General features: G+C 67.3%; 21 protein-coding genes. 11 read left to right on the top strand and 10 right to left on the bottom strand.

Translation table 11 applies throughout. The annotated features are described in order from the left end of the window. Positions 1–383: 383 nt before the first annotated feature. The 3 genes from gyrB to dnaA all read right to left on the bottom strand — a co-directional run bounded on the left by gyrB (position 384) and on the right by dnaA (position 6364). The gene (gene gyrB, locus BM115_RS04575; protein ID WP_092291126.1) at positions 384–2909 is read right to left on the bottom strand and encodes a DNA topoisomerase (ATP-hydrolyzing) subunit B; all 2526 of its coding nucleotides are present in this window, start codon (positions 2907–2909) and stop codon (positions 384–386) included. A gap of 211 nt (positions 2910–3120) precedes the next feature. Further along, positions 3121–4236, bottom strand: coding sequence for a DNA polymerase III subunit beta (dnaN, locus tag BM115_RS04570; protein WP_092291124.1), 1116 nt, complete (start codon positions 4234–4236; stop codon positions 3121–3123). Between the two features lie 367 nt (positions 4237–4603). Next, positions 4604–6364, bottom strand: a complete 1761-nt coding sequence (gene dnaA, locus BM115_RS04565) for a chromosomal replication initiator protein DnaA (protein ID WP_092291122.1) — start codon at positions 6362–6364, stop codon at positions 4604–4606. A gap of 815 nt (positions 6365–7179) precedes the next feature. Between dnaA and rpmH the strand changes: the two genes are divergently transcribed. From rpmH to BM115_RS04515, 10 genes are all read left to right on the top strand, one after another. Continuing rightward, on the top strand, positions 7180–7314 hold the full coding sequence (gene rpmH / locus BM115_RS04560; RefSeq protein ID WP_008650850.1) for a 50S ribosomal protein L34: 135 nt from the start codon (positions 7180–7182) through the stop codon (positions 7312–7314). A gap of 143 nt (positions 7315–7457) precedes the next feature. Then, entirely contained in the window at positions 7458–7895 is a 438-nt protein-coding gene (gene rnpA / locus BM115_RS04555; protein WP_092292073.1) for a ribonuclease P protein component, read from the top strand. An 8-nt stretch (positions 7896–7903) separates the two neighbouring features. Then, on the top strand, positions 7904–8203 hold the full coding sequence (yidD, locus tag BM115_RS04550; protein WP_092291108.1) for a membrane protein insertion efficiency factor YidD: 300 nt from the start codon (positions 7904–7906) through the stop codon (positions 8201–8203). A 22-nt stretch (positions 8204–8225) separates the two neighbouring features. Continuing rightward, positions 8226–9908: a membrane protein insertase YidC gene (yidC, locus tag BM115_RS04545; RefSeq protein WP_092291106.1), complete on the top strand. Its 1683-nt coding sequence runs from the start codon at positions 8226–8228 to the stop codon at positions 9906–9908. Between the two features lie 122 nt (positions 9909–10030). Beyond that, a complete protein-coding gene (gene tam / locus BM115_RS04540) occupies positions 10031–10801 on the top strand; it encodes a trans-aconitate 2-methyltransferase (protein ID WP_092291104.1) in 771 nt (256 codons plus the stop codon). A gap of 116 nt (positions 10802–10917) precedes the next feature. After that, entirely contained in the window at positions 10918–11715 is a 798-nt protein-coding gene (locus BM115_RS04535; RefSeq protein WP_092291102.1) for a CHAD domain-containing protein, read from the top strand. A 46-nt stretch (positions 11716–11761) separates the two neighbouring features. Beyond that, a complete protein-coding gene (gene mnmE / locus BM115_RS04530; RefSeq protein ID WP_092291100.1) occupies positions 11762–13189 on the top strand; it encodes a tRNA uridine-5-carboxymethylaminomethyl(34) synthesis GTPase MnmE in 1428 nt (475 codons plus the stop codon). A 39-nt stretch (positions 13190–13228) separates the two neighbouring features. Further along, positions 13229–13852, top strand: coding sequence for a TetR/AcrR family transcriptional regulator (locus BM115_RS04525; protein WP_092291098.1), 624 nt, complete (start codon positions 13229–13231; stop codon positions 13850–13852). Between the two features lie 33 nt (positions 13853–13885). Next, positions 13886–14452 carry an OB-fold putative lipoprotein gene (locus BM115_RS04520; RefSeq protein ID WP_092291096.1) on the top strand — a complete coding sequence of 189 codons (567 nt, stop codon included), beginning with the start codon at positions 13886–13888 and terminating at the stop codon, positions 14450–14452. A gap of 198 nt (positions 14453–14650) precedes the next feature. Then, the gene (locus BM115_RS04515) at positions 14651–15250 is read left to right on the top strand and encodes an Sbal_3080 family lipoprotein (RefSeq protein WP_092291094.1); all 600 of its coding nucleotides are present in this window, start codon (positions 14651–14653) and stop codon (positions 15248–15250) included. 58 nt (positions 15251–15308) lie between these two features. Here the strand turns inward: BM115_RS04515 and BM115_RS04510 are convergent, their stop codons facing one another. From BM115_RS04510 to BM115_RS04495, 4 genes are all read right to left on the bottom strand, one after another. Further along, positions 15309–17321 carry a methyl-accepting chemotaxis protein gene (locus tag BM115_RS04510; RefSeq protein WP_092291092.1) on the bottom strand — a complete coding sequence of 671 codons (2013 nt, stop codon included), beginning with the start codon at positions 17319–17321 and terminating at the stop codon, positions 15309–15311. A 185-nt stretch (positions 17322–17506) separates the two neighbouring features. Further along, a complete protein-coding gene (locus BM115_RS04505; RefSeq protein WP_092291090.1) occupies positions 17507–18481 on the bottom strand; it encodes a M14 family metallopeptidase in 975 nt (324 codons plus the stop codon). A 14-nt stretch (positions 18482–18495) separates the two neighbouring features. Beyond that, on the bottom strand, positions 18496–19476 hold the full coding sequence (locus BM115_RS04500; protein WP_092291088.1) for a Bug family tripartite tricarboxylate transporter substrate binding protein: 981 nt from the start codon (positions 19474–19476) through the stop codon (positions 18496–18498). A 197-nt stretch (positions 19477–19673) separates the two neighbouring features. Then, positions 19674–20618, bottom strand: a complete 945-nt coding sequence (locus BM115_RS04495) for a LysR family transcriptional regulator (protein WP_092291086.1) — start codon at positions 20616–20618, stop codon at positions 19674–19676. Between the two features lie 79 nt (positions 20619–20697). Here BM115_RS04495 and BM115_RS04490 point away from each other — a divergent pair, with 79 nt between their 5' ends. Further along, a complete protein-coding gene (locus BM115_RS04490) occupies positions 20698–21510 on the top strand; it encodes a MerR family transcriptional regulator (RefSeq protein ID WP_092291084.1) in 813 nt (270 codons plus the stop codon). Here BM115_RS04490 and BM115_RS04485 read toward each other — a convergent pair. The 3 genes from BM115_RS04485 to BM115_RS04475 are packed head-to-tail and all read right to left on the bottom strand — an operon-like array spanning position 21507 to position 24267. Continuing rightward, a complete protein-coding gene (locus BM115_RS04485; protein ID WP_092291082.1) occupies positions 21507–22379 on the bottom strand; it encodes a metal-dependent hydrolase in 873 nt (290 codons plus the stop codon). The two genes, BM115_RS04490 and BM115_RS04485, sit on opposite strands and share 4 nt — an antisense overlap. Further along, positions 22376–23377: an alpha/beta fold hydrolase gene (locus BM115_RS04480; protein ID WP_092291080.1), complete on the bottom strand. Its 1002-nt coding sequence runs from the start codon at positions 23375–23377 to the stop codon at positions 22376–22378. The genes BM115_RS04485 and BM115_RS04480 overlap by 4 nt, the downstream gene beginning before the upstream one ends. Further along, positions 23374–24267 (bottom strand): SDR family NAD(P)-dependent oxidoreductase, encoded by an 894-nt coding sequence (locus tag BM115_RS04475; protein WP_092291078.1) that lies wholly within the window; start codon positions 24265–24267, stop codon positions 23374–23376. Before BM115_RS04475 ends, BM115_RS04480 begins: the two co-directional genes overlap by 4 nt. Between the last annotated feature and the right edge of the window lie 29 nt (positions 24268–24296).

Here is a 24296-nt window from a genome sequence, read left to right as displayed (position 1 = left end):
AGGTGTCGCATGCCACTGTTGCAAGCACGCTGGCATGCCTCTGAGCTTTAGTTCTTCGGGGGTAGCTTGGATTTCGGTGCTCGGGACGCTTGTGTACTCCTGGAGGCTTCCGAAGTTTTGAACTGCTGAACGGAAGTACCTCCGGCCTAAATCGCCTCGGATATATGAAACGCCAACCGTAACACCACAAGAAAAAAGCCCTTGAACTTCACGCGAAGCTTCAAGGGCTTACAGCCTTTGGTGGCGAATCAGGGATTGAGACCACGGCCCCGCGGTGCACGTAGTCCAGCTAATTCCCGTTTCCTACACTACAGCAACCCACCAGCCCAGATCGCTTCACTTATTTGTGAAGAACATCAACTTTTCTGAGATCCTACACCACCTCAAACATCAATATTCCGCGCCACCAGCGCATTCGACTCAATGAAATGACGACGCGGTTCCACTTCGTCGCCCATCAGCGTGGTGAAGATCTGGTCGGCTGCGATGGCGTCTTCGATCTGCACGCGCAGGAGGCGGCGCTGGGTCACGTCCAGCGTGGTTTCGAACAGCTGCTCGGGGTTCATCTCGCCCAGGCCCTTGTAGCGCTGGCGGGACACGCCGCGCTCTGCTTCGGAGAGCAGCCATTGCATGGCCTGGTGGAAGTCGGACACCGTCTGATCGCGCAGGCGTTCGCCTTCGCCGCGCTTGACCTTGGTGCCTTCCGGGATCAGGCCCTGGAAGGTCGTGGCGGCGCGGGCGAGTGCGGCGTAGTCGGCGCCATGGACGAAGTCCGCGTCCAGGTGCGACAGGCGCACGTTGCCGTGGTGCCGGCGCGCGATCATCAGGCGGTGCTTGTCGGTTTTCTCGTCGAATTGCGCATACACGTCAGCGGTGCCGTCGTCGTTCACGGCGGCGCCCAGCAGCGTCTTGGCGTGCATCTCGGCCAGCTTGGCCTTCAGCGCCACGGCCGAGGCTTCCGCCGCTGCCGCGTTGTCGAGATCCAGCACCACGCCGTCGGCGATGGCGCGCAGCGCGTCCGGGTCGACGATGCGGGACAGGCGGCCGATGACGCCTTCGGCCAGCTGGTACTGGCGCGCCAGCTCGGTCAGGGCGTCGCCCATGATCTCGCTGCCGTCCGGGCGCGTCAGGGACGCCTTCTCCATCGCCAGCTTCAGCAGGTAGGCGTTGAGTTCGTTGTCGTCCTTGATGTACCGCTCTTCCTTGCCGTGCTTGATCTTGTACAGCGGCGGCTGGGCGATGTACACATAGCCGCGCTCGATGATGTCCGGCATCTGGCGATAGAAGAACGTCAACAGCAGCGTGCGGATGTGCGAGCCGTCCACGTCCGCATCGGTCATGATGATGATGCGGTGGTAGCGCAGCTTCTCGAGGTTGTAGTCGTCCTTGCCGATGCCGGTGCCCAGCGCCGTGATCAGCGTCAGCACTTCCTGGCTGGACAGCATCTTGTCGAAGCGCGCGCGTTCCACGTTCAGGATCTTGCCCTTCAGCGGCAGGATTGCCTGGAACTTGCGGTCGCGGCCCTGCTTGGCCGAGCCGCCTGCGGAGTCGCCCTCCACCAGGAACAGTTCGGACAGCGCCGGGTCGCGCTCCTGGCAGTCGGCCAGCTTGCCCGGCAGGCCCATGCCGTCGAAAGCGCCCTTGCGGCGCGTCATTTCGCGGGCCTTGCGGGCCGCCTCGCGCGCACGAGCGGCATCCACGATCTTGCCGCAGATGATCTTGGCGTCGTTCGGCGTTTCCAGCAGGAAGTCGGTCAGCGCCTTGCTTACCAGTTCCTCCACCGGCAGACGCACTTCGGACGACACCAGCTTGTCCTTGGTCTGCGAGCTGAACTTCGGCTCGGGCACCTTCACGGACAGCACGCAGGACAGGCCCTCGCGCATGTCGTCGCCGGACGTCTCGATCTTGGCCTTCTTGGCGATCTCGTTTTCTTCGATGTACTTGTTGATGACCCGCGTCATTGCCGCGCGCAGGCCGGTCAGGTGGGTCCCCCCGTCGCGCTGCGGAATATTATTCGTGAAGCACAAAACCTGCTCGTTGTAGCCATCGTTCCATTGCATGGCCACTTCCACCGTGATGCCTTCCTTCTCGACATTCGCGTAGAAAATGGTCGGATGCAGCACGGTCTTGGCGCGATTGATGTACTCGACGAAGCCCTTCACGCCGCCCGAGTAGGCAAAATCCTCTTCCTTGCCCGTGCGCTGGTCGGTCAGGCGGATGTGCACGCCGTTGTTCAGGAACGAGAGTTCGCGGATGCGCTTGGACAGCACCTCGTAGTGAAACTCCACGTTGGTGAAGATTTCCTCGTCGGCCAGGAAGTGCACTTCGGTGCCGCGCTTGTCGGTCGCACCGATGACCTTCATCGGCGAGACTTCCACGGGGTTGCCATCCGGACCGTTCACGGTCTCGATCACGCGGTTCTGCACCTCGCCCTTGGCGAACTCGATCAGGTTGACCTGGCCGTCGCGGCGCACGGTCAAACGCAGCCACTTGGACAGCGCGTTCACGCAGGACACGCCCACGCCGTGCAGGCCGCCAGACACCTTGTAGCTGTTCTGGTTGAACTTGCCGCCCGCGTGCAACTCGGTCATGGCGATTTCCGCCGCGCTGCGCTTCGGCTCGTGCTTGTCGTCGAACTTCACCGCCGGCGGAATGCCGCGGCCGTTGTCGACGATGGAGATCGAGTTGTCGCTGTGGATCGTGACCTGGATCTCGGTGCAATAACCAGCCAGCGCCTCATCGATGGAGTTATCCAGGACCTCGAACACGAGGTGGTGCAGGCCAGTACCGTCGGAGGTGTCGCCGATATACATGCCCGGGCGCTTGCGTACCGCCTCCAGGCCTTCCAGGATCTGGATCGAAGAGGCTCCGTAAGAGTTTTCCTGCTGCGGATTTTGCTGGTCGGTCATGTTTTCCTACTCACGATACTCACGGCAAATGCGGAATCCGGTCCCGACGCCGGGCTGGCGCGGGGTCTGGGGTCCGCAATGGCGGGTTACTTAAAAACGGCAAAAGGGGCGGATCGTTGGGATCCTGCCCCTGCTGCGGTGTGTGCCCGGTTGTCTACTGGACAGTCCACGGCCATCCCCGCGTGGGCGGGCATGACCGGAGTCCCGGTCATCAGATCCGCATCGGCATGACGACGTACTTGAAGTTGTCGTCTTCCGGTACGGTAATCAGGGCGCTCGAATTGGAGTCCCCCAGGCTGACCTGCACCTGTTCGCTCTTCAGGTTGGCCAGCACGTCGAGCAGGTAGGTCACGTTGAAGCCGATATCGAGCGCGTCGCCCGAGTAATCGAGTTCGAGTTCTTCCTGCGCCTCTTCCTGATCGGCGTTGGTCGAGCTGATCTTCAGCATGTGCGTATCGAGGATACAGCGCACGCCCTTGAACTTGTCCGTGGTCAGGATGGCGGTACGTTGCAGCGCCTGCTGCAGCTTCACGCGGTCGATCGCGAACGCATTCTTGTAGCCCTTGGGGATCACGCGCTGGAAGTCCGGGAACTTGCCTTCCACCAGCTTGCTGATCAGTTCGATGTTGGCGAACGTGAACTTGACCTGGTTGGCCGCCAGCTGCACCTGCACGGGATCGTCGTTATCTTCGAGCAGCCGCTGCAGTTCCAGGATGGTCTTGCGCGGGATGATCACTTCCTGGCGCGCGCCGCCGCCGGTGGCCTCGGTCTCGAGTTCCACGCCGCAGTACGCCAGGCGGTGCCCGTCGGTGGCCACGGCCATCACCTTCTTGCCGTCCACGACGAGCAGCATGCCATTCAGGTAATAGCGGATGTCCTGCTGCGCCATGGCGAAGTGGACCATCGCCAGCAGATGCTTGAACGTCTTCTGCGGCAGGCTCACGCTCGCGTTGAACTCCGCAGCCTCGGCCACGGTCGGGAATTCCTCGGCGGCCAGCGTCTGGAGCGCGAAGCGGCTCTTGCCCGATTGCACCGTCATCCGCTTGTCGTTCAGCGACAGCGCCACGTCACCGTCAGGCATCGCGCGCAGGATGTCCAGCAGCTTGCGCGCCGCCACGGTGGTGGCCACGCTGTCGCTGCCAACGCCGCATTCGGCGTGGGTGGTGATCTGGATCTCGATGTCCGTCGAGAGGAAGGAAACATTCGAGCCGGACTTGCGAATCAGCAGGTTGGCCAGGATCGGGAGGGTGTGGCGGCGCTCCACGATGCCGCTCACGATTTGCAGCGGACGCAGCAGATTGTCTCGCGAGGTTTTGACCAATTGCATTGAATTTATCCTTCGTCGTTTGTCGTCAGCGACCGCAGGTTGCGCGCAACCCCAAATTCACTTAGGAATCAAGGAGTTAATTGTGCATTGTACCAAGGATAAGCCGCTGCGGTGAAGCGGGCCGGCTCCGGCGCGGAGGACGGCTGTGCCTAAAAAGCCACGATCCGTCATTTCTTCCCGCCAAGCCGCCCCGACTCACCGCAAAGCCTTATCTGAGGCCGATTTCCCGCGATCCAAGCGTTTCGTTCAGTCGCCCGTTTGCCGCCGGGCGCGCACCCTGTAGTATGCCAGCCCGGCAAGGCCAACCTTTAAAATCATAAAACGGTGCCAGGCGGCGCAGGATTCACCTGCGTCACCGGCTCAGGCATCACCCCTTGAGCGTCTGTTCCAGCACGTGCAGCTCGTGGTTCAGCTGCGCGTCCTTGCTCCGCTCGTCGGCGATCTTGCGCACGGCGTGCAGCACCGTGGTGTGGTCGCGTCCGCCAAACAGCTCGCCGATCTCCGGCAGGCTCTTCTGCGTCAGCTCCTTGGCCAGGTACATGGCGATCTGGCGCGGCCGGGCGATATTGGCGGGCCGCTTCTTCGAATACATGTCCGCGACCTTGATGTTGTAGAAGTCGGCACAGGTCTTCTGGATGTTCTCCACCGAGATCTGGCGGTTCTGCACGGTTAGCAGGTCCTTCAGCGCCTCACGCGTGACATCGATCGTGATGTCCTTGCCGTGGAAGTTGCTGAACGCCAGGATCTTGCGCAGCGCGCCTTCCAGCTCGCGCACGTTGGAACGCAGGTGCTTGGCGACGAAGAACGCCACCTCTTCGGGCACGCTCACGTTCTCGGCGGCGGCCTTCTTCATCAGGATGGCCACGCGCATCTCGAGCTCGGGCGGCTCGATGGCCACGGTCAGCCCCGAGTCGAAGCGCGAGATCAGCCGGTCGTCGATGCCGGTGATTTCCTTCGGATACGTGTCGCTGGTGATAATCACCTGTGCGCGATTCGCGATCAGCGCCTCGAACGCGTAGAAGAATTCTTCCTGCGTACGGTTCTTGCCGGAGAAGAACTGGATATCGTCGATCAGCAGCAGGTCCAGCGAGTGGTAGTACCGCTTGAACTCGTCGAACGCCTTGCGCTGGTACGCCTTCACCACATCGGACACATACTGCTCCGCGTGGATGTAGCGGATCCGCGCGCGCGGGTTCTCCATCAGCATGAAATTGCCGATGGCATGGATCAAGTGGGTCTTGCCCAGGCCCACGCCGCCATAGAGATAGAGCGGGTTGTACGACTTGCCCGGGTTGTTGGCCACCTGGATCGCGGCGGCGCGCGCCAGCTGGTTGGCCTTGCCGGTGACGAAGTTGTCGAACGTCAGGATCGGGTTCAGGCGCGAGCGCTCATGCACCGTGTCGCTAGGCTGGGCGCCGCCCATCGGCTGCGGCTGGCCCGGGTGGGACTGGTGCTGCGGGTGTTGTTGGTGCTGCGGGTGCTGCTGCACATGCTGCGGATGCTGGGGCTGCACGCGGTACGAACGCGCGCTGGCCTCCGACGGGTCCATCTGGGCCACGTCGATATCACCGATATCCGCGCCATGGCCGCCGGCATTGCCTTGCAGCGGATGACCGGTGTGCGGCGCCTGCGGCATCTGCGGCCGCGCCGGGTAGTTGCCCTGGGGATTCAGGGCAGCCATGCCGGGATAGCCGCTCGGCGCGCCCGGGTTCGGATAGTCGGGATAACCGGTTCCCTGCGGCGCATGAGAAGCGCCGTGTTGTCCACTCGGATAGCCGTTGCCGGGTGCGCCCATCGGCGTACCCATTGCAGCGTGCGCGCCGGCGTTGTCACCCATCTGTGCCGTGGCCTGCTGGGTATAGGCGGCCGCGCGCCCCGAGGCGGCAGGGTCAAGGACAAAGTGAACGCTAACCTGCGCTTCCCAATATTCGCAGGCGAGGGCCGTGATGCGGCCCGAGAATTGGCTCTTGACCCAGTCGAGCTTGAAGCGGTTAGGCGCGGCAATCCGCAGCGCATGCGCCTCCTCGTCGAAGGCGACGGGCGCCAACGGCTTGATCCAGGTCTTGAACTGTTGCGGCGTCAGTTCGCGCTCGAGTTGCGCGGCTGCCGCCTGCCAGAAATCTTGCATGTGTTCTTGTTTGGTGATCGCGCCAGGCCGCAGCGCGTCACGAGTATCGGGGTGCCCGCCAATCATCCGGCTTCCCGCCACGCGGCCCCTCGGGGGCCAGCGCGACGCGGCAATGCCACCCCATCGGCGTGCGGCAAGCATCGCCCGATCAAGCGGTATACCAAGGCAGGAAGTCCGGGTTGTGCGTGCGCCACGCGGCCCGTGTAGTGTTTGGACCGGGATTGTACCCCCCGCCTCAAGTTATCCACAAAGGATAACCCTGTGGACAAGTTGTGAAAATTCAGTGGATTGCTGTGCACAACCTATAAGGAAGAACGGCCCGGAGAGGGGCCTGGGCAGCTGATAATCCATCGGAAACAACGAGTTGGACATCTTGGCTACCGCATATAGGTGACCCCGGATACCCACAAGGTTACCCACCGGCCATTGTGGACAATGGCGCACCGACGCATGCGCCTGCCATTGTGGCGGCGTCGGCGGCACTGGCCATCGGTTGCCTTGACAGTTCGCGCGAATATCGGTTAAATGGCGGGTTCTGCGATGCGGCAGGGGATCACGTATGCGCATCGCCGGGTCTGGCCCGTACCGCCACGTGTAAACATGTGCGGCATCAGGCAAGCGGCCTGATCCCCCGTCAGCGCCTCGGCCTTCAGCCAGGCCAGCGGCGGCCGGCAGCAAGACAGAACCAGAATCGTCGGCAGACCGCAGCAAACCCGATCGGAATTGCGGCGGCCCCATGCGAACCATACGCGGCGGCCAAGGCGCCCCGGCATTGGCCGGCGCCCGGAAAGCCCGGATCAACCAGAGAGTGCAACATGAAACGTACCTACCAACCTTCCGTTACCCGCCGCAAGCGTACCCATGGTTTCCGCGTGCGCATGAAGACCCGCGGCGGCCGTGCCGTCATCAACGCTCGTCGCGCCAAGGGCCGCAAGCGCCTGGCCATCTGAGCGCCGGGCGACCGGCCCGGACGGTCGAGCGCCGCGATGGCCTGCCATCGCACCGCGCACTGACCGTCCCCGCCACCGCCTCGCACTCAGGTCAGCCAGGGGCAGCCGCCGCAAGCCCAGCGATCCCGCTAGCTTTGCACAGCGTGTCTACCCATGCCTTTCCCAAAGCCGCGAGGCTCACAAAGACGGATGAATTTTCATCCGTTTTTGCTTTGCGGCCACGGCGTCGCAGCGCACACTTCGTGCTGTACGTGCGAGCCAACGGCCAGGCGCAGGCGCGGCTGGGCATCGTCGTCGGCAAGAAGTTCGCGCCGCGCGCCGCCGAGCGCAACCTCGTGAAGCGCATGGCGCGGGAACTGTTCCGGGGCCAGCAAGCCAAACTCGCGGGCCGCGACATCCTGTTGCGGCTGCAGGCCAAGTTTCCGCGCGCGGACTTCGCCAGCCGGACGGCCGTCCGGCGGGCGTGCCTTGCGGAAATCGCCGGCCTGCTCGAGGTGGCGGCCAGACCCTTGCCCACCGCCCCGCCCGCCGTCGATGCGGCCGGCCCGGCGGCGCCTGCCACGCCCAACGCGCCTGCCTGATATCCACCATGAAGCGAATCCTGCTTGCCCTGCTGCGCATCTACAAGATCGCATTGAGTCCGTACCTGGGCTCGCGGTGCCGCTTCCTGCCTACCTGCTCCGAGTACGCCCGTGACGCCATCGTGCTGCACGGACCGGCCCGGGGCAGCTGGATGGCCGCGTGCAGGCTCTGCCGCTGCCATCCTTTCACGCAGGGCGGGTATGATCCCGTGCCCGACCCCACGAAACACGGGAATGCCGCCGCGGCGACTCCTGCCTCCGCCGCGCCAGGCCGCCCGCCTGTCACGGTCCGGCTCCCGAGACCCTGATTTCCTCCGACCATAGCGAGACATGGATATCAAACGCACCATCCTGTGGGTCATCTTCTCGATGGCCCTCGTGCTGCTCTACGACAACTGGCAGCGCGCCAACGGCCACGCGTCGATGTTCTTCCCGAGCGCCAACACGCAGCAGCAGGCCGCCCCGTCCGGCGGCGCGAGCGGCGCTGCGGCGCAGGGCGACGTGCCCAAGGCGAACGCATCGGCCACCGCGGGTGCTTCGGCGCCGGGCGCAGTGCCTGGCGCCCCGCAGGCCGCTGCCCAGCCCACGGGCGAGAAGGTGGTGGTCACCACCGACGACCTGCGTGCCGAGATCGACACGGCCGGCGGCATCCTGTCCCGCCTGGAGATGCTCAAGCACCACGAGAAGGACGGCAAGCCGGTCGTGCTGTTCGAACGTGACGCCAGCCGCACCTACATGGCGCGCTCCGGCCTGATCGGCGGCGACCTGCCCAACCACACCACGGTGTTCTCGGTTGCGCCGGGTCCGCGTACGCTGGATGGCAAGGACAAGCTCGAAGTGGTGCTGACTGCCGAGAAGAGCGGCGTGAAGTTCGTGAAGACTTACATCTTCCACAAGGGCAGCTACGTGGTGGATGCGCGCTTCGACGTGACCAACGCCGGCACGGCGCCGATCTCGCCGACGCTGTACCTGGAACTGGCGCGCGACGGCAGCAAGGTCGAGCAGTCGCAGTTCTACAGCACCTTCACCGGCCCGGCCATCTACACCGATGCCGACAAGTATCACAAGCTGAGCTTCGAAGACATCGCCAAGGGCAAGGCCACCGTGCCGGCTGCCACCACCAGCGGCTGGGTGGCGATGGTGCAGCATTACTTCGCCTCCGCCTGGATTCCGCAGGCTGGCAAGCAGCACAGCTTCTACGCCGAGCAGATCGATCCGAACCTGTACCGCGTGGGCATCCAGCAGCCGCTGGGCCAGATCGCGCCGGGCGCCTCGGTGACCACCGATGCCCGCCTGTTCGCCGGTCCGCAGGAAGAGCGCATGCTCGAGCAGATCACGCCGGGCCTGGAGCTGGTGAAGGACTACGGCTGGCTGACCATTCTCGCCAAGCCGCTGTTCTGGCTGCTCGAGAAGCTGCATGGCGTGCTGGCCAACTGGGGCTGGTCGATCATCGCGCTGACGGTGCTGATCAAGCTGGTGTTCTTCCCGCTGTCCGCAGCGAGCTACAAGTCCATGGGCAAGATGAAGGACCTGCAGCCGCGCATGACCGCCATCCGCGAACGCCACAAGGGCGATCCGCAGAAGATGAACCAGGAGATGATGGGGCTGTACAAGACCGAGAAGGTCAATCCGCTGGGCGGCTGCCTGCCCATCGTGATCCAGATCCCGGTGTTCATCGCGCTGTACTGGGTGCTGCTCTCGTCCGTGGAAATGCGCGGCGCGCCGTGGCTGGGCTGGATCCACGACCTGTCGGTGCCGGATCCGTTCTACATCCTGCCGGTGGTGATGGCCGTGTCGATGTTCGTGCAGACCAAGCTGAACCCGACCCCGCCGGACCCCGTGCAGGCGAAGGTCATGATGATCATGCCGCTGGTGTTCTCGTTCATGTTCTTCTTCTTCCCGGCCGGCCTGGTGCTGTACTGGGTCGTGAACAACATCCTGTCGATCGCCCAGCAATGGCAGATCAACCGGATGCTCGGCAAGGGCAAGGCGGCGGCGGTGGCCAAGGGCTGATCGCGCTGACATTCGCCTGAGACGAATCTGAAAGTAAGCCCGGCCTCGCGCCGGGCTTCTTTTTTGGTGCGCCGGCGGCGTATGCTTGTGCCCTGATCCAGCCACGATGAAGAGGACGCGAGATGACATGGTCGGCCAGCCAGTACGTACAGTTCGAGGATGAGCGCACGCGCCCGGTGCGCGACCTCGTGCAGGCGATTCCCACCCGCGAGGCGCGGCGCGTGGTCGACATCGGCTGCGGGCCCGGCAACTCGACCGAGGTGCTCGCGGCGCGCTATGCCGACGCCCAGGTCACCGGCCTGGACAGCGATGCCGACATGGTGACGGCCGCCCGCAAGCGCCTGCCGAATATCGACTTCGCCCTCGCCGACGCCGCCACGTGGACCGACGCCGGCCCCTATGACGTGATCCTGGCCAACGCGGTGTTCCAGTGGGTACCCGATCACGCCGCGCTGTTCCCGTCGCTGGTGAGCAAGCTCGCGCCGGGCGGCAGCCTGGCCGTGCAGATGCCGGACAACCTCGACGAACCGCCGCACCTGCTGATGCGCGAGACGGCCATGAACGGGCCGTGGTCGCCCAAACTCACGGCGGCGGCGCAGGCGCGCACGCCGCTGGCGTCCGAGCGCTGGTACTACGAACTGCTCAAGCCGCATTGCTCGCGCGTGGATGTCTGGCGCACCATCTACCAGCATCCCCTCAAGGGCGGCCCCGCCGCCGTGGTGGAGTGGTTCAAGGGCAGCGGCCTGCGGCCATTCCTGGCGCCGCTGGACGCCGCCGAGCAGGCCGACTACCTGCGCCAGTACGAAGCCGCGCTGGCCAAGGTCTTCCCGGCGATGGCCGACGGCACGGTGCTGCTGCCGTTCCCGCGCGTGTTCATCGTCGCCACGCGCTAGCGGCAACTCCTTGGGCGCCCTTGTGCGGCGCAGCGGTCACAGCATCTCCGGCGACGCGTGCGCTATCGCCTACACTGCAGTGACACAGTCATTGTCGTGGAGGTCAGAGGTTGCCGATGCCTACCGCCCCCGCCCTGCACCGGAACATGCGTCCGGCCCAAGCCTTCGTGGACCTGGCCACGCAGGGCCTCAGCGCCGTGGAGGACGGGCTGGAACTGGTCTTGCACCGCGATCAGGCAGAGGACGTCCACGCGCTGCGCGTGGCCTTGCGACACCTGCGCGCCGTGGCCTGGGCCTTCGGCCCGGTACAGCCCGCGCGCGTCAAGGCCCGCTGGAAGCGGGCGCTGCGCGACGTGGCGAACGCCGCCAGCGACGTACGCGACTGGGACGTGTTCGTCATCGAGACGCTGTCCCCGGCGCTGGCCGACCATCCCGGCGATGCCGTGCTGGTGGCGCTGATCGAGACCGCGCAGGCACGCCGGTCGGCCGCGCGGGAAGGCATGGTTACACGATTGTCACGATATCGGCAGGCGCCTTTGCCTACACTGCACCGAGACCTGCTGCACCTTGCCGGGCGCAAGTCACGCGGCAAGCTGGGCGCGTTCGCCCGCAAGCGCATCCGCAAGGCACGCGATCGGGTACGTGACCTCACCCGCACCGCGCGCGACGGCCGGACCGAGCACGTGCACAAGCTCCGCATCGGCAACAAGCGGCTGCGCTATGCGATCGAAGCGCTGTCCGATGTCCTGCCGAAGCGCTATCGCAAAGGACTGCGCAAGCAACTCGTGGCAAGGCAGGGGGAGCTCGGCGCCGTGATCGACGCCTCGGTGGCACGTCGGTTGATGGCGGAATGCCTCGGTGTATCGACGACCGAATCCATGGCCGAATCGACAGCCAAACCCACCCCGCCCTAACCGCCGGCATGCGCCGCACCCATCCCGTTCTGCGACAATAGTGCCCATGACTGCTCCCCAGCTTCCTATCGCCGCCATCGCTACCGCACCGGGCCGTGGCGGCATCGGCGTCGTGCGCGTCTCCGGCCCCGATGTGGGCACCGTGATGCGCGCGGTCTGCGGCCAGACGCTCAAGCCGCGCCATGCCACTTACCTGCCCTTCCTCGATGCGCGCGGCTGCGTGATCGACCACGGCCTCGCGCTGTACTTCCCCGCCCCCAACTCGTACACCGGCGAAGAGGTGCTCGAACTGCAGGGCCACGGCGGACCGGTGGTCATGCAGATGCTGCTGTCGCGCTGCCTGGAGTCCGGGCGCGAGATTGGCCTGCGCGTGGCCGAGCCCGGCGAGTTCACGCGGCGCGCCTTCCTGAACGACAAGCTCGACCTCGCCCAGGCCGAAGCGGTGGCCGACCTCATCGAAGCCAGCACCGAGGCCGCGGCGCGTTCCGCCGCGCGCTCGATGGAAGGCGAATTCTCGAAGGCCATCCACGCGCTGGTCGAGAAGGTCATCCATCTGCGCATGCTGGTGGAGGCCACGCTGGACTTCCCCGAGGAAGAGATCGATTTCCTCGAAGCCTCCGACGCGCGCGGCCAGCTGGCCCGCATCCGCAGCGACCTCGCCGGCGTGCTGAAGCAGGCGCGCCAAGGCGCGCTGCTGCGCGAGGGGCTGTCGGTGGTGCTCGCCGGGCAGCCGAACGTGGGCAAGTCGTCGCTGCTTAACGCCCTGGCGGGCGCCGAACTGGCCATCGTCACGCCGATTGCCGGCACCACGCGCGACCGCGTGCGCGAGACGATCCAGATCGACGGCATTCCGCTCCACATCATCGACACCGCCGGGCTGCGCGAGGACGCCGCCGACGAGGTCGAGCGCATCGGCATCGAGCGCACATGGGAGGCCATCGGCCGCGCTGACATCGTGCTGCATCTGGTGGATGCCCCCGACTACATCGAGCATGGCCTGTCCGAGATCGACGACCACATCGACGACCAGCTCAGCGGCCGCCTGCCGCCGGGCGCGCCGATCGTGCGCGTGGTGAACAAGATCGACATGGCGCCCGCCGCCGGCGAGATGATGTTCGGCGGCAACCGCCCGCACGTGGTGGCGGCCAACGGGCCGAACCCGACCGAGATCTGGATCTCGGCGAGCACCGGCGCGGGCATCGACCTCATGCGCCGCGAACTGCTGCGTCTGATCGGCTGGCAGTCCGGCAACGAGGGCACCTTCCTCGCGCGCGAGCGCCATCTCACCGCGCTGCGCAACGCCCAGTCCCACCTCGACGTGGCCACCGAACGCGCGCAGCAACAGGCCCAGGCGCTCGACCTGTTCGCCGAGGAACTGCGGCTGGCGCAGGACCACCTCAACAGCATCACCGGCGAGTTCACGAGCGACGACCTGCTGGGAACCATCTTCACGCGGTTTTGTATTGGGAAGTAGGGCCTGCCCGGGCCGCACATCCCTGAACCGGAGTTACACATGCCCCGCGTCTCCAAGGCGGAAGCCGAACGGCACCGCGTCACTATCGAACAGGTCTCCTCGCGGCTGTTTCGCGAGCAGGGGTTTCATGGCATCAGCGTGGCGGACCTCATGGGGGCGGCTGGGCTGACGCATGGCGGGTTCTATGGCCATTTTGCGTCGAAGGATGCGCTGGCGGCCATCGCCTGCACGCGGGCGTTCGAGGAATCGGGCGCGCGCTGGCGCAAGCGGGTGGAGGAATCTCCGGACAAGGCCACCGCCCTCGCCGGGCTGATCGAGAACTACCTGTCCGTGCGCAACCGCAACGCCGCCGGCACCGGCTGCGCAGCGGCGGCGCTGGCCAATGACGTCGCCCGCGAGGGCGAGGAGAAACCGGTGCGTGCGGCCTTTGTCGACGGTATCCGCGATCTGCTCGAGATCCTCGAGGGCGTGCAGCCGGGCGACGACCCGGCGGCACGGCGCGCGGCGGCCATCGCGCAGATGTCCACGATGGTCGGCGCGCTCGTGCTGTCGCGCGCCACGCTGGGCACCGGGTTGTCCAACGAGGTGCTGGCGGCGGCCAAGGCGCAGTTGCTGGCGCAGGTTGGCGACGCCGATGGGGTCTCGGGCGGCCCAACCGGGTAAACTGCCGCTTTTCCTCCTCAGCCCCCCTCCAAGATGTCCCGTCTCCGGCAAACCCTTCTCATCATCGTCTTCGTGGCGATCATCGGCATCCTGTGGTTTGTCGGCAATGACACTGGCGAGATCGTGCCGACCGGGCCCGCTCCCGCCGAGACGGCCGAGGTGGTGCCGGCCAGCGTGCCGCGCGGCATTCCGCACGACGGCACGCTCGATCCGATCAGCATCGACGAGAACCGTCCCGCCGACCGGCTGCCCGAGTACGCGGCGGCGGCCCTGCTCAACGACTATCGCGACAACACCGGGGCGGCCGACGACCGCTATCGGGGCAAATACTTCATCGTGGAAGGCGTGGCCAGCGGCATTCGCCGTGAAGGGACGGAGGTGTTTCTGGAGATCCGCACCGATGCGCCGGGCCAGGTGGTCCGCGCCGTGCTGCTGCCGGAACAGATCTGCGGACCGGCCGGGCGCCGATGCGAGGTGGAGGCACGCGCCACGATGGTCCGGCGCGGCCAGAAGGTGGCCGTGGAGTGCACCGGCGCCGGGCTGGCCGAGGGTGGCACGCCGCTGCTGAACGAGTGCCTGGTACGTGGCGGCGCCAACTAAGTCCCCAACGAAGAAGCGCCTCCCGGGCCGCCTGGCCGCCTGACAGCACGGCTGGGCCGATTTTCCCCCTCTGTTCCCCGCATTGACCGCCGCGCCGCACGCCTACAGTACGCAGGCATGCTGCCGGCACTGCGCCCCTCGCTTGTTGTTGTGAGCCCGGGCGGCCGGCACCCTCGCCGACGCGATCCAGGACACACCATGAAGAGAGCAACCCTTGCCGCTGCGCTGGCCCTGCTGGCCACCGGCTGTTCCACCTACCAGGCGGTCACCCCGGTCGACCGGCCGGTCACGTACGACCCCATCGCCGGCTACCAGTCCGGTGCCTATGGCGGCCCGGCCGAATTCCGTGTCGATGGCAACCAGGTGATTGGCGCCGATGGCGCGCTGTTCTGCGTGGTCACCAACCAGGTGAACGGCAATGCCTATGTGGAAGACTTCGCGGCCTCGCTGCGCGCGCGCAACTTCGAGGTGAAGATGCTGCCGCCGTATTCGTCGATCGCCTCGTGCCCGATGACGGCCACCTACACGGCCCAGCGCCAGACCTACGTGACGCCATTCCTGACCTCGGCGGACATCACCATCTACCGCAACGGCGAGCGCGTGGGCAAGGCCCTGTTCAACGCCAACCGCAGCGCGGGCGGCGTGAACCTGAGCCACCTGATCCCGCCGGCGTCCAAGATCGAGGAACTGGTCGACCAGCTCTTCCCGGGCCTGAAGCCCAAGCCGCAGCCGGCCCAGGCAGCGCCCGCCCCGGCACCGGCGCCCGAGGCAGCCCCGGCGCCGGCACCCGCCGCCTGACCGTCCCCGGTCAGGCCTGCAGTCAGGCCAGCAGTCAGGCCAACCAGCAGCCCAGCCATCAGGCCAGCCGGAACACCTCCACCGCCTGGCGCAGCTCCTGCGCCTGGTGATGCAGGCTCTCGGCGGCGGCGGCGGCCTCTTCCACCAGCGCGGCGTTCTGCTGCGTGGTGGTATCCATCTCCGCCACCGCGCCGCTGACCTGCGCCAGCCCCTGCGCCTGCTCGCGGGAGGCCACGCTGATGTCGCTCATCAGCGCCGCCATGCCTTCCACGCGCCGCACCATGTCGTCGATGGCGGAACCGGCCTGCTGCACGGCCTCGTTGCCAGACTTCAGGTCCGTCACGGTCCGCTCGATCAGCCCCTTGATTTCGCCCGCCGCGTTGGCGCTGCGCTGTGCCAGGCTGCGCACCTCGCCGGCCACGACCGCAAAGCCGCGCCCGTGCTCGCCCGCCCGGGCCGCTTCCACGGCGGCGTTCAGCGCCAGGATGTTGGTCTGGAAGGCAATGCCGTCGATCATGCCGATGATGTCCACCACCTGCTGCGCGTTGCGATGGATCTCGGCCATCGTATCCACCACCTTGCCCACCGTCATTCCGCCCGCGCGGGCGGCCTCGGCGGCGCTGGCCACAGCGGCGTTGGCGTCGTGGGCGTTGTCGGCGTTCTGCTTCACGGTGGCGGAAAGCTGTTCGATGCTGGCCACGGTGCGCTCCAGGCTGCCCGCCTGCGAGGCCGTGCGCGACGACAGGTCCGCGTTGCCGCTGGCGATCTGGCTCGTGCTGCCGGCGATGGCCGCCACGCTGCCGCGCACCTTGTCCACGATGCCGGTCAGCCCCTGCCCCACGCCGTCGATGGCGCGCATCAGCTCGCCGATCTCGTCATTGCGCGGGCTGTCCAGCCGGGCAGTCAGGTCGCCCTCGGCCAGCCGGGAGGCCGCGCCGGCCGCGTGCGTCAGCGGCTGACTGACCATGCGACGCAGCAGCCACCAGAACGCGGCGGACACCGCCAGCGCCACCAGCAGGCCGGCGGCCAGGAAGCGGTTGCGGCTCGCCACCAGTTCGCCACGCAGCGAATCCATCGGCACCGTGCCGGCGATCACCCACTGCCACTCGGGGTAGGTGGCGAACGCGGTCAGGCGTTCGGCGGTGGCGCCATTGCCGTCATTGCCCATGGCCACCGTGTGCACCATCGAGCCCTCCTTGGCGGCGATCATGTCGCGCACCCAGGTCTTGCCATCGGCGTCCTTGGCGTCGATGCGCACCGAGCCCTCGCCGCCGGCCCGGTCGACCAGCACCTTGCCCTGGTCCGCGCCCGGCCGGGCGTCGATCACCATGAAGTGGCCATCGCTGCCGATGGCTTTGCGGCGGATGCGGTTCTTCAGCATCGCCAGCTCGGCCTCGACGTTCACGCCCACGTACAGCGCGCCGACGATCTTGCCGCCAGCGTCGCGCACCGGCTCGTACTTGCTCATATAGGGCTTGCCGAACAGCCACGTCAGCGCGCGGTAGGACTTGCCCGCCGCCACGGCCGTGTAGGCGGCGCCGGCGCGGTCCAGCAGCGTGCCGATGGCGCGCTGGCCGTCCTGCTTCTTGAGCGAGGTGGTCACGCGGATGTAGTCGTCGCCGGTGCGCGCGAACACCGTCGCCACCACGCCACCGGTGGTGGCGAGGAAGCGGTCGGGCACGTCGAAGCTGTTATTGAGCACGAGGTCGCCGCTGCGGAACGTCGGTGTGGCCTTGCCGGCCACTTCCACGGTCTGCGCCGGGTCCACGCTGTACGGGCCGGGCAATACGGCCGCGAAGCTCAGCATGAAGCGATCGGCTTCCTGGAGGATGGTGTCGTCGAGCTGGCCGACCAGTTCGCTGAGGGTCTGGCTTTCGGCGTAGATGGCCTCGCGGGCCTGGTCCTCGAGCTGATGCATGCTGCTCAGGGACAACGCCAGCGCGTAGGCGCCGAATGCGATGATCTGGACGACCAGCACCACCAGCGCGATGCGGGTGCCGATGCTCCAGCTACCGGCGAGCGCGCGCGCGCGGCCGGCCGACGCGGGTCGGGAGAGTGAGAGAGAAGTCAAAAGGGGCGCTCCGTGGCAATTCCACGCACCTTAATGGCGCGCGGGCAACGCCCGCTCTGACGGCAGGTCGTCACAGCGTCAATAACGGATGGCGCGCCCCCCGGCTTGAATGGATCGAACGCTTACTCTAATAGGTCACATCAGGATGCAATGTCGATTGCAACCGGTTGCATGGATGTGTTCGATCAAACGTCCAGCCGACCAAGTCGTACAACCGTCACACCCGGCCGAAGCTGGCGCAGCGACGGCATCACCAGCACGCAGTGGTCGTACGGCGTGGTCACCGGCTCGCCATCGCGCCAGCCGATCACGGTGCCCGCCTGGTCGAAGGTTTCCAGCCCCGTGTACGGGCCGGCGAAGCGGAAGTCCATGCTCGCCGCCACCACGGGCTCGGTCACGCGTACCACGCGCTGCGCCGCCGGGAGCGGGCGCAGCCAGCCGGCCGGCAAATCCGCTTCTTCGACGATGCCCGCCTGCAGCAGGAAGCGCGCCGTGCAGTCGCGCGCCACGTCCACGGCGGCGGTCTCCCAGTGCTGGCCGCACTCCACCAGCAGCGCGTTGCGCGCGCTGGCCGGGTCGCCGAAGCCGGCGTAGTCGCGCATGCGGCGGCCCTCGGGGTGGCCTTCGTCGACGATGATGTCCGCCGGGGCGCCGAGCGCCTTCGACAGCGCGATGCCCTTGTCGAGCGGCCCGGAGACGATCAGCGGCCGGCTTTTCTCGTGCATCGAGTGCAGGTCGAGCAGCAGGTCCACGGTATCGATCACGGGGCGCATGGCGCGGGCGCGTCGCAGTTCGCTGGAATCGCGCGTGGTGTCGTCGAGCACGGCGGCGGTCCAGACGCGGTTGAAGTCCTGGTCGACGAAGCGCGAGGCATCGGGCCGGGCGGCGTCGAAGGTGGCGTAGGCGTCCACATTGGCGAACGCCAGCGTCAGGCGCCCCCGGCGCGGACGCAGGCCGTGGTCGAGCAGGCCGGCCACGGCGATGGCGCCGCAGACCTCGTTGCCGTGTGTCAGCGCGTTGACCATCACATGCGGGCCCGGCAGGCCGGAATCGAACGTGTGGACGTAGGCGATGCCGGTGTTGCCGGCGGCGTAGGGGCGGATATCGGGAAAGCTGACCTCCACCGGATAGGCGGCGAAGGCGGGAGGCGTCTGCGTCATGGAAAGAATCCTATTTACTCGCGGATATCGGCGGTCTGCACGATGGTCCGATAGCGGGCCGTCTCGCGCTTGATAAAGGTGCCGAACTGGGCCGGATTGGCCGGCGCCACCTCCACGCCGGCTTCGGCCAGCTTCTTGCGGACGTCCGGCAGGGCCAGCACGGCCTGCATCTCGGTGTTCAGGCGGTCGATCACCGGGCGCGGCGTGGCGGCAGGCGCCATCAGGCCGAACCAGACGCCCATGTCCACGCCCTTGAGCGACGGCGTCTCGGCCAGCGCCGGCACGTTCGGCGCCACGCTGGCGCGCTTGCCCTCGGTCACGCCATAGGCGCGCACGCGGCCCGCCTGGATATGCGGCAGCGCCGAGGACAGCACCATCACGGCGAGGTCGATCTGGCCGCCCAGCAGGTCCGTGGCCATCGCGGAGGCGCCCTTGTACGGCACGTGCGTGATGTTGACCTTGCCCTGCTGCTTGATCAGCTCGCCCGCCAGGTTCAGCGGCGTGCCCACGCCCGACGACGCGTAAGACAGCTTGCCCGGCTGCGACCTGGCCAGCGCCATCAGCTCGCCCGCGTCCTTGGCCGGCAGTTGCAGCTTGCCGACCAGCACCATCGGCTGCGTGCCGACGAAGGTGATCGGCGCCAGATCCTTCTCGCCGTCATAGCGCACGGCCTGGTTGGTCAGGCGGGCGATGGAGACCTCGCTGCCCGAGCCCAGCAGCAGCGTGTAGCCATCCGCCTCCGCCTTGACCACCTTCGACGCGCCGATCGTGCCACCGGCGCCGCCGAGGTTCTCGATCACCACGCTCTGGCCGAGCCGCTTGCCCAGCTCCGGCGCCACGGTGCGGGCGACCAGATCGACGCTGCCCCCGGCGGTGTAGCCCACCACCAGCGTGATGGGCTTGGTGGGATAGCCACCCGCCGCCTGGGCGACGGTGGCGGCGAGGGCACAACAGCTCAGGGAGGCGGCAGCGGCCGCGCGCAGCAGGGTTTTCATGGTGATTTCTCTTCCGGCAGGTGTGGTGTTGTCCGGCGATGGTAGTGAGCGCCGGGCGCGCCGGCATGCGGCTTTGGCAATGCGGGTTGCCATTTCGGCAATGGGCCGGAATGGTGCAGTTGGACGCACAAATGTGGGTCGAAAATCGACGGAGTTCGCTCCCGATTCTGCGCGCGAATCGACAGCTAAGACGCGTCCTAATCCGCCCGCTGCGCCGCCGCCCGCCAGAACGCCTCCGCCAGCGCGCGCATCGACGCCCGGGGCCGGTAGAGGCGGATGTCGAGGGCGAGGTCGGAGGCGTCGCCGCCGTCCAGATCGGCCCGCACCAGACGGCCCGTGTGGAGGTCGTCGGCAATCAGCCGGGCGGGCAGCCAGGCCAATCCCATCGACTGGCGCACCATCTCATGCACCGATTCGGCGAAATCGCTCACGGCGATCACATCGAGCCGCGCAGCCAGCTTCCGGCGTGCGATTTCCTGATTGACCATGCGGCCCATGGTCAGCGTCTCGGCGTAGGCGATCATCGGCACGGGCGCGGTACGCGCGGCGGTCTTGGCCCGGTGCAGCCGATAGGCCGGGCCGCCGCGCGCGTCGGCGGCGGCCACGCAGACCAGCCGCTCCACGCCCACCGGGTGGAAGGTGTAGCGCGCGTCGTCCAGCATCACGGGCAGGTCGTGCGGGCTGTAGCAGAGCAGGAAATCGACGTCACCTTCGGTGAACAGCGCGAGGGCGTCGTGCGTGGCATGGGTGGAGATGCGCGTGCGGAAGCCGGCGCCGGCCGGGTCGTCGCGCAGCGCGTGGCGCAGGCCGGCCAGCCACGCCGGCACCATCGAGCGGGCCAGCGTCTTGCCGGTGGCGATGGTCAGCGTTTTGGCATCGGCGCGATGCGCGGCCCGCAGCGACAGGCGCGCTTCGTCGAGCGTGCGCAGCGCGGCTTCGGCGGCTTCAAGGAACTGGCGGCCCTCGGCGGTCAGCCGCACGGGAAACGCGCTGCGGTCGATCAGCGGCGCGCCGGCCCAGACCTCCAGCGCCTGCATGCGCCGGCCAAACGCCGGCGGCGTGACATTGCGCAACTCGGCCGCGCGCGCCAGGCTGCCGGCCTGCGCCAGGCAGACGAAGTCTTCGAGCCAACGGATGTGCATGGGGGGCGGCGGGCGGGGCAGGCGGGAGATCGGGCATTGTAGCGCCGGCCCCTGCGCGACTCGGTTAGAATTTTCCCCCATGGCCACCGAACCGCGCGGCGCCAAGCCGCCGCATCCCGAATACACGATCGACGAACTGGCGCGCGCGGCCGGCACCACGGTGCGCAATATCCGCTCGTACCAGGATCGCGGCCTGATCGATCCGCCCGAGCGGCGTGGCCGGGTCGGCATCTACACGCCAACCCATCTCGGGCGCCTTCGCCTGATCCATCACCTGCTGGCGCGCGGCTACACGCTCGCCAACATCATGGAGCTGCTCAAGGCCATCGTCGAAGGCCACGACCTGCGCTCCATCCTCGGGCTGGAGACGGCCATCAGCAGCCCGTGGAACAGCGAGGCGCCGCGCCATTATTCCTACCTCGCACTGGCCCGGCTGTTCGGCCGTGCGGTGTCGCGCCCGGCGCTGGCCAAGGCCATCGCGCTGGGGCTGCTGGAGCCGGACGGCTTCGGCTACCTCGCGCGCAGCCCGCGCGCGCTGATGGCCGGCGCGGAGATCGCCCGGGCCGGCTTCGGGCTGGAAGACGTGCTGGACATCATCGAGCATTCCCGCAGCCACTTCCAGGCCGTGTCCGACCGCATCGTCGGCATGGTCGTGCGCGAGCTGGACCGCTTTGGCGAAGGCCAGCTGCCGCCGCCGGCCGAGGTGCCCCGGCTGGTGGACATCCTCTGGCGCATCCGCCCGCTGGCGATGGTGGCCGTGGAGACCGAGATGATGCGTGCGCTGGAAATCTCGGCCAACAAGTACCTCGGGGACCGCGTCGCCGCGATCCTTGAACACCTGCACGATCCCGCCGCGCCTCCCTCGGAACCTCCCGCCGAGCCCCGCAGCTAGGCCGCGCTGCGGATCGACGGCGCGCGCGTGCTGGCCCCGGCCTGCAGCGCGGTCTGCTCGATCTCCTCGATCAGCGGCCCGATCCGGTTCAGTTCGGCCCGGTTGTCCTCGTCCCACGGATGGAAGCCCGGCCGGAAGTAGTCGAACCATTCCGGGATCATCTTGCGCAGCACACCCGGCGCGCCCCAGAGGAAGTTGACGACCTTGCCGAAGCCGGGCAGCTTGTGGCGGCAGGTCTTGTCCGCCATCACCAGCCGCACGTGGAAGACGAAGACCAGCGCCCAGAACGTGACCGTGGTGGTCAGCATGGTGAACGCGCGCAGCAGGTAGCGGTACGGGCCGGGCTTCATCACGGCGTTCCAGACGTCATAGGCCACGGCCTTGTGCTCGGTTTCCTCGAGCGCGTGCCAGGTCCACACCTGCCGGTAGCCCGGCTCCGAACGGCCCATGTGGCGCGGGTCGGACAGCATGCCGCCGGCCAGCATCGCCGTGTAGTGCTCCAGCGCGATGGTGTGCGCGAGCTGCCACGAGTGCGGCAGGATCTTGCGCAGCAAATTCAACAGTTTTGATACGAAGTTGTCGAGCTGGCTCGCCGGCAGGCCCGCGTCGTCGAGCAGCCGGTTATAGAGGATGTGCTCGCGCGTGTGCATCGCCTCCTGGCCAATGAAGCCGGCCACGGCGCGCTTCAGCTCCGGGTCGGTGAGCTGGTCGCGGTAGTGGCGCACGCTGTCCATGAAGAAGCGCTCGCCGGCCGGGAAGAAGATCGACAGCGCGTTGATGAAGTGGGTGACGTGGGGGCCGCGCTCGTGCCAGTCGCTGATGCGGGCTGGCGGGAGGTGCGGATGCACGTCGCGACGGACTGGCATCATGATGTGAGCTCCTTGATCGAAAGCGGACGGCCTGCGCCGGCGGCGTCCAGGAACGGCAGGAGGTCGGTCGCCACGCGGTGCGGGTCTTCCTCCATCGGGATATGGCCCAGGCCGGCGTAGCGGCGCAGGGTGGCGTTGGGCAGCCGCGCCAGGAAGGCGTCGGCGTGCGCGGGCGGAATCCAGCGGTCGCGGTCGCCCCACAGCACCAGCGTCGGCGCGCGCACGCCGGCCAGCAGGTCGGTGGCGAGGTCGGCGAAATCGAGCTTCGGCACCATCCGGCCGATGGCCTCGCGGCTGCCCTCGGCGTAGAAGAAATCGACATAGCGCCGGAAGGTGGCCTCGGGCACGCGCGAGGCATCGCCGTACACATCGCGCGTGGCCGCCCGGATGATCCACTCGGGCAGCAGGCGCGGCGCCGACCAGCGCACCAGCGCGTGGCGGAACAGATCTATATAGATAGGGAGTTGCATCGGGAAACCGGCCGCATCGATCAGCACCAGCCGGTTGACCAGCGAGGGGCGGCGCACGGCCAGGTCCCAGGCGATCAGCCCGCCCAGCGAGTTGCCGATCAGCGTGGCGCGCGAGACCTGCACGGCGGCCAGGAAGGCGTCGATGAAGTCGCGGTAGACGTGGATGTCCATCGTCACCACGCGGCCGCGTGCGTCGCGCAGCGGTCCGGTCAGGCCGAACGGGGCGATGTCGAGCCGCAGCACGCGGTAGCGCTGGCGCAGCGCGGGCATCAGCCCTTCCCAGGTGTGCAGGGACGCGCCGAAACCATGGATCAGCACCAGCGGCTCGCCCTCGGGCACGCCCTCCTCGGTGTAGTGGACCAGCGCGCCCATCACCTGCACCCAGCGCGAGGCCGGCAGCGCGTAGCGGCGCGCCAGCGTAGCGCGGGACAGGCTGAAGAAGCCCACCCGCCCCTGCCCGAACCAGCGCGTGAACGCGCCCGGCGGCGCCTGCAGCGCGGCTTCCCGCGGCAACGCGGCGCGGGTCATGCGCGCTCTCCTTCGCTGGCCGCCGCCGGCGTGCCGTCCGGCATCAGCGTCTTGCGCTTGCGGCGCGTCTCGCGCACCACCAGCGACTGGTACGCCGCCGGCAGCAGGCGCGCCATGGCGTCTGCCGCGTACGCATCGGGCCCCACCAGCACGCGCCGCTTGTTGGCGCGCACGCCGTCCAGGATGATGCCGGCGGCCTTCTCGGGCGTGGTGATGAAGAACTTCTCGAACTCTTCACGGCCCTGCTGGGCATCGCGCACAAGCAGGCCGTTCACGCTCGGCGAGACGCGGCTGTCGCGCGCGATATTGGTCTTGATGCCGCCCGGGTGCACCGTGGTGGCCGAGACGCCGCAGTCCATCAGGTCGAGTTCCTGCCGCAGCGACTCCGTGAAGCCGCGCACCGCGTACTTGCTGGCGTTGTACGCGCCCATGCCGGGCTGCGCGAAGAGGCCGAACACGCTCGAGGTGTTGACGATGTGGCCCTCGCCGCTGGCCTTGAGATGCGGCAGGAAGGCCTTCGTGCCATGGACCACGCCCCAGAAGTTGATGCCGATGATCCAGTCGAGATCGTCGTACTGCATGCCGTCCACGGTGCTGGACAGCGCCACGCCGGCGTTGTTGAAGATCAGGTTGACACGGCCATGCGCGGCGGCCACGTCGTCTGCCCAGGCGTGGACGGCGGCGCGGTCCGCCACATCGACGAGGTGCGCCGTTATCGTCACACCCGGCGCATGGCGCGCGACCTGCGCAGCGGTTTCCGCCAGCCCCGCCTCGTTGCAATCGGAAATCGCCACGTGGCAGCCCTCCTGCGCGAGCTGGATCGCCAGGCATCGGCCCATGCCCGAACCGGCGCCGGTGATGGCGGCCACCTTGTTTCGAAACACCTTCATGCGGGTCTCCTCTTTTATTTGGCGTGTGG

The sequence above is a fragment of the Cupriavidus sp. OV096 genome, from assembly GCF_900115455.1.
Classification (GTDB): Bacteria; Pseudomonadota; Gammaproteobacteria; order Burkholderiales; family Burkholderiaceae; genus Cupriavidus.
This window is presented reverse-complemented; position numbering and strand designations above follow the sequence as displayed.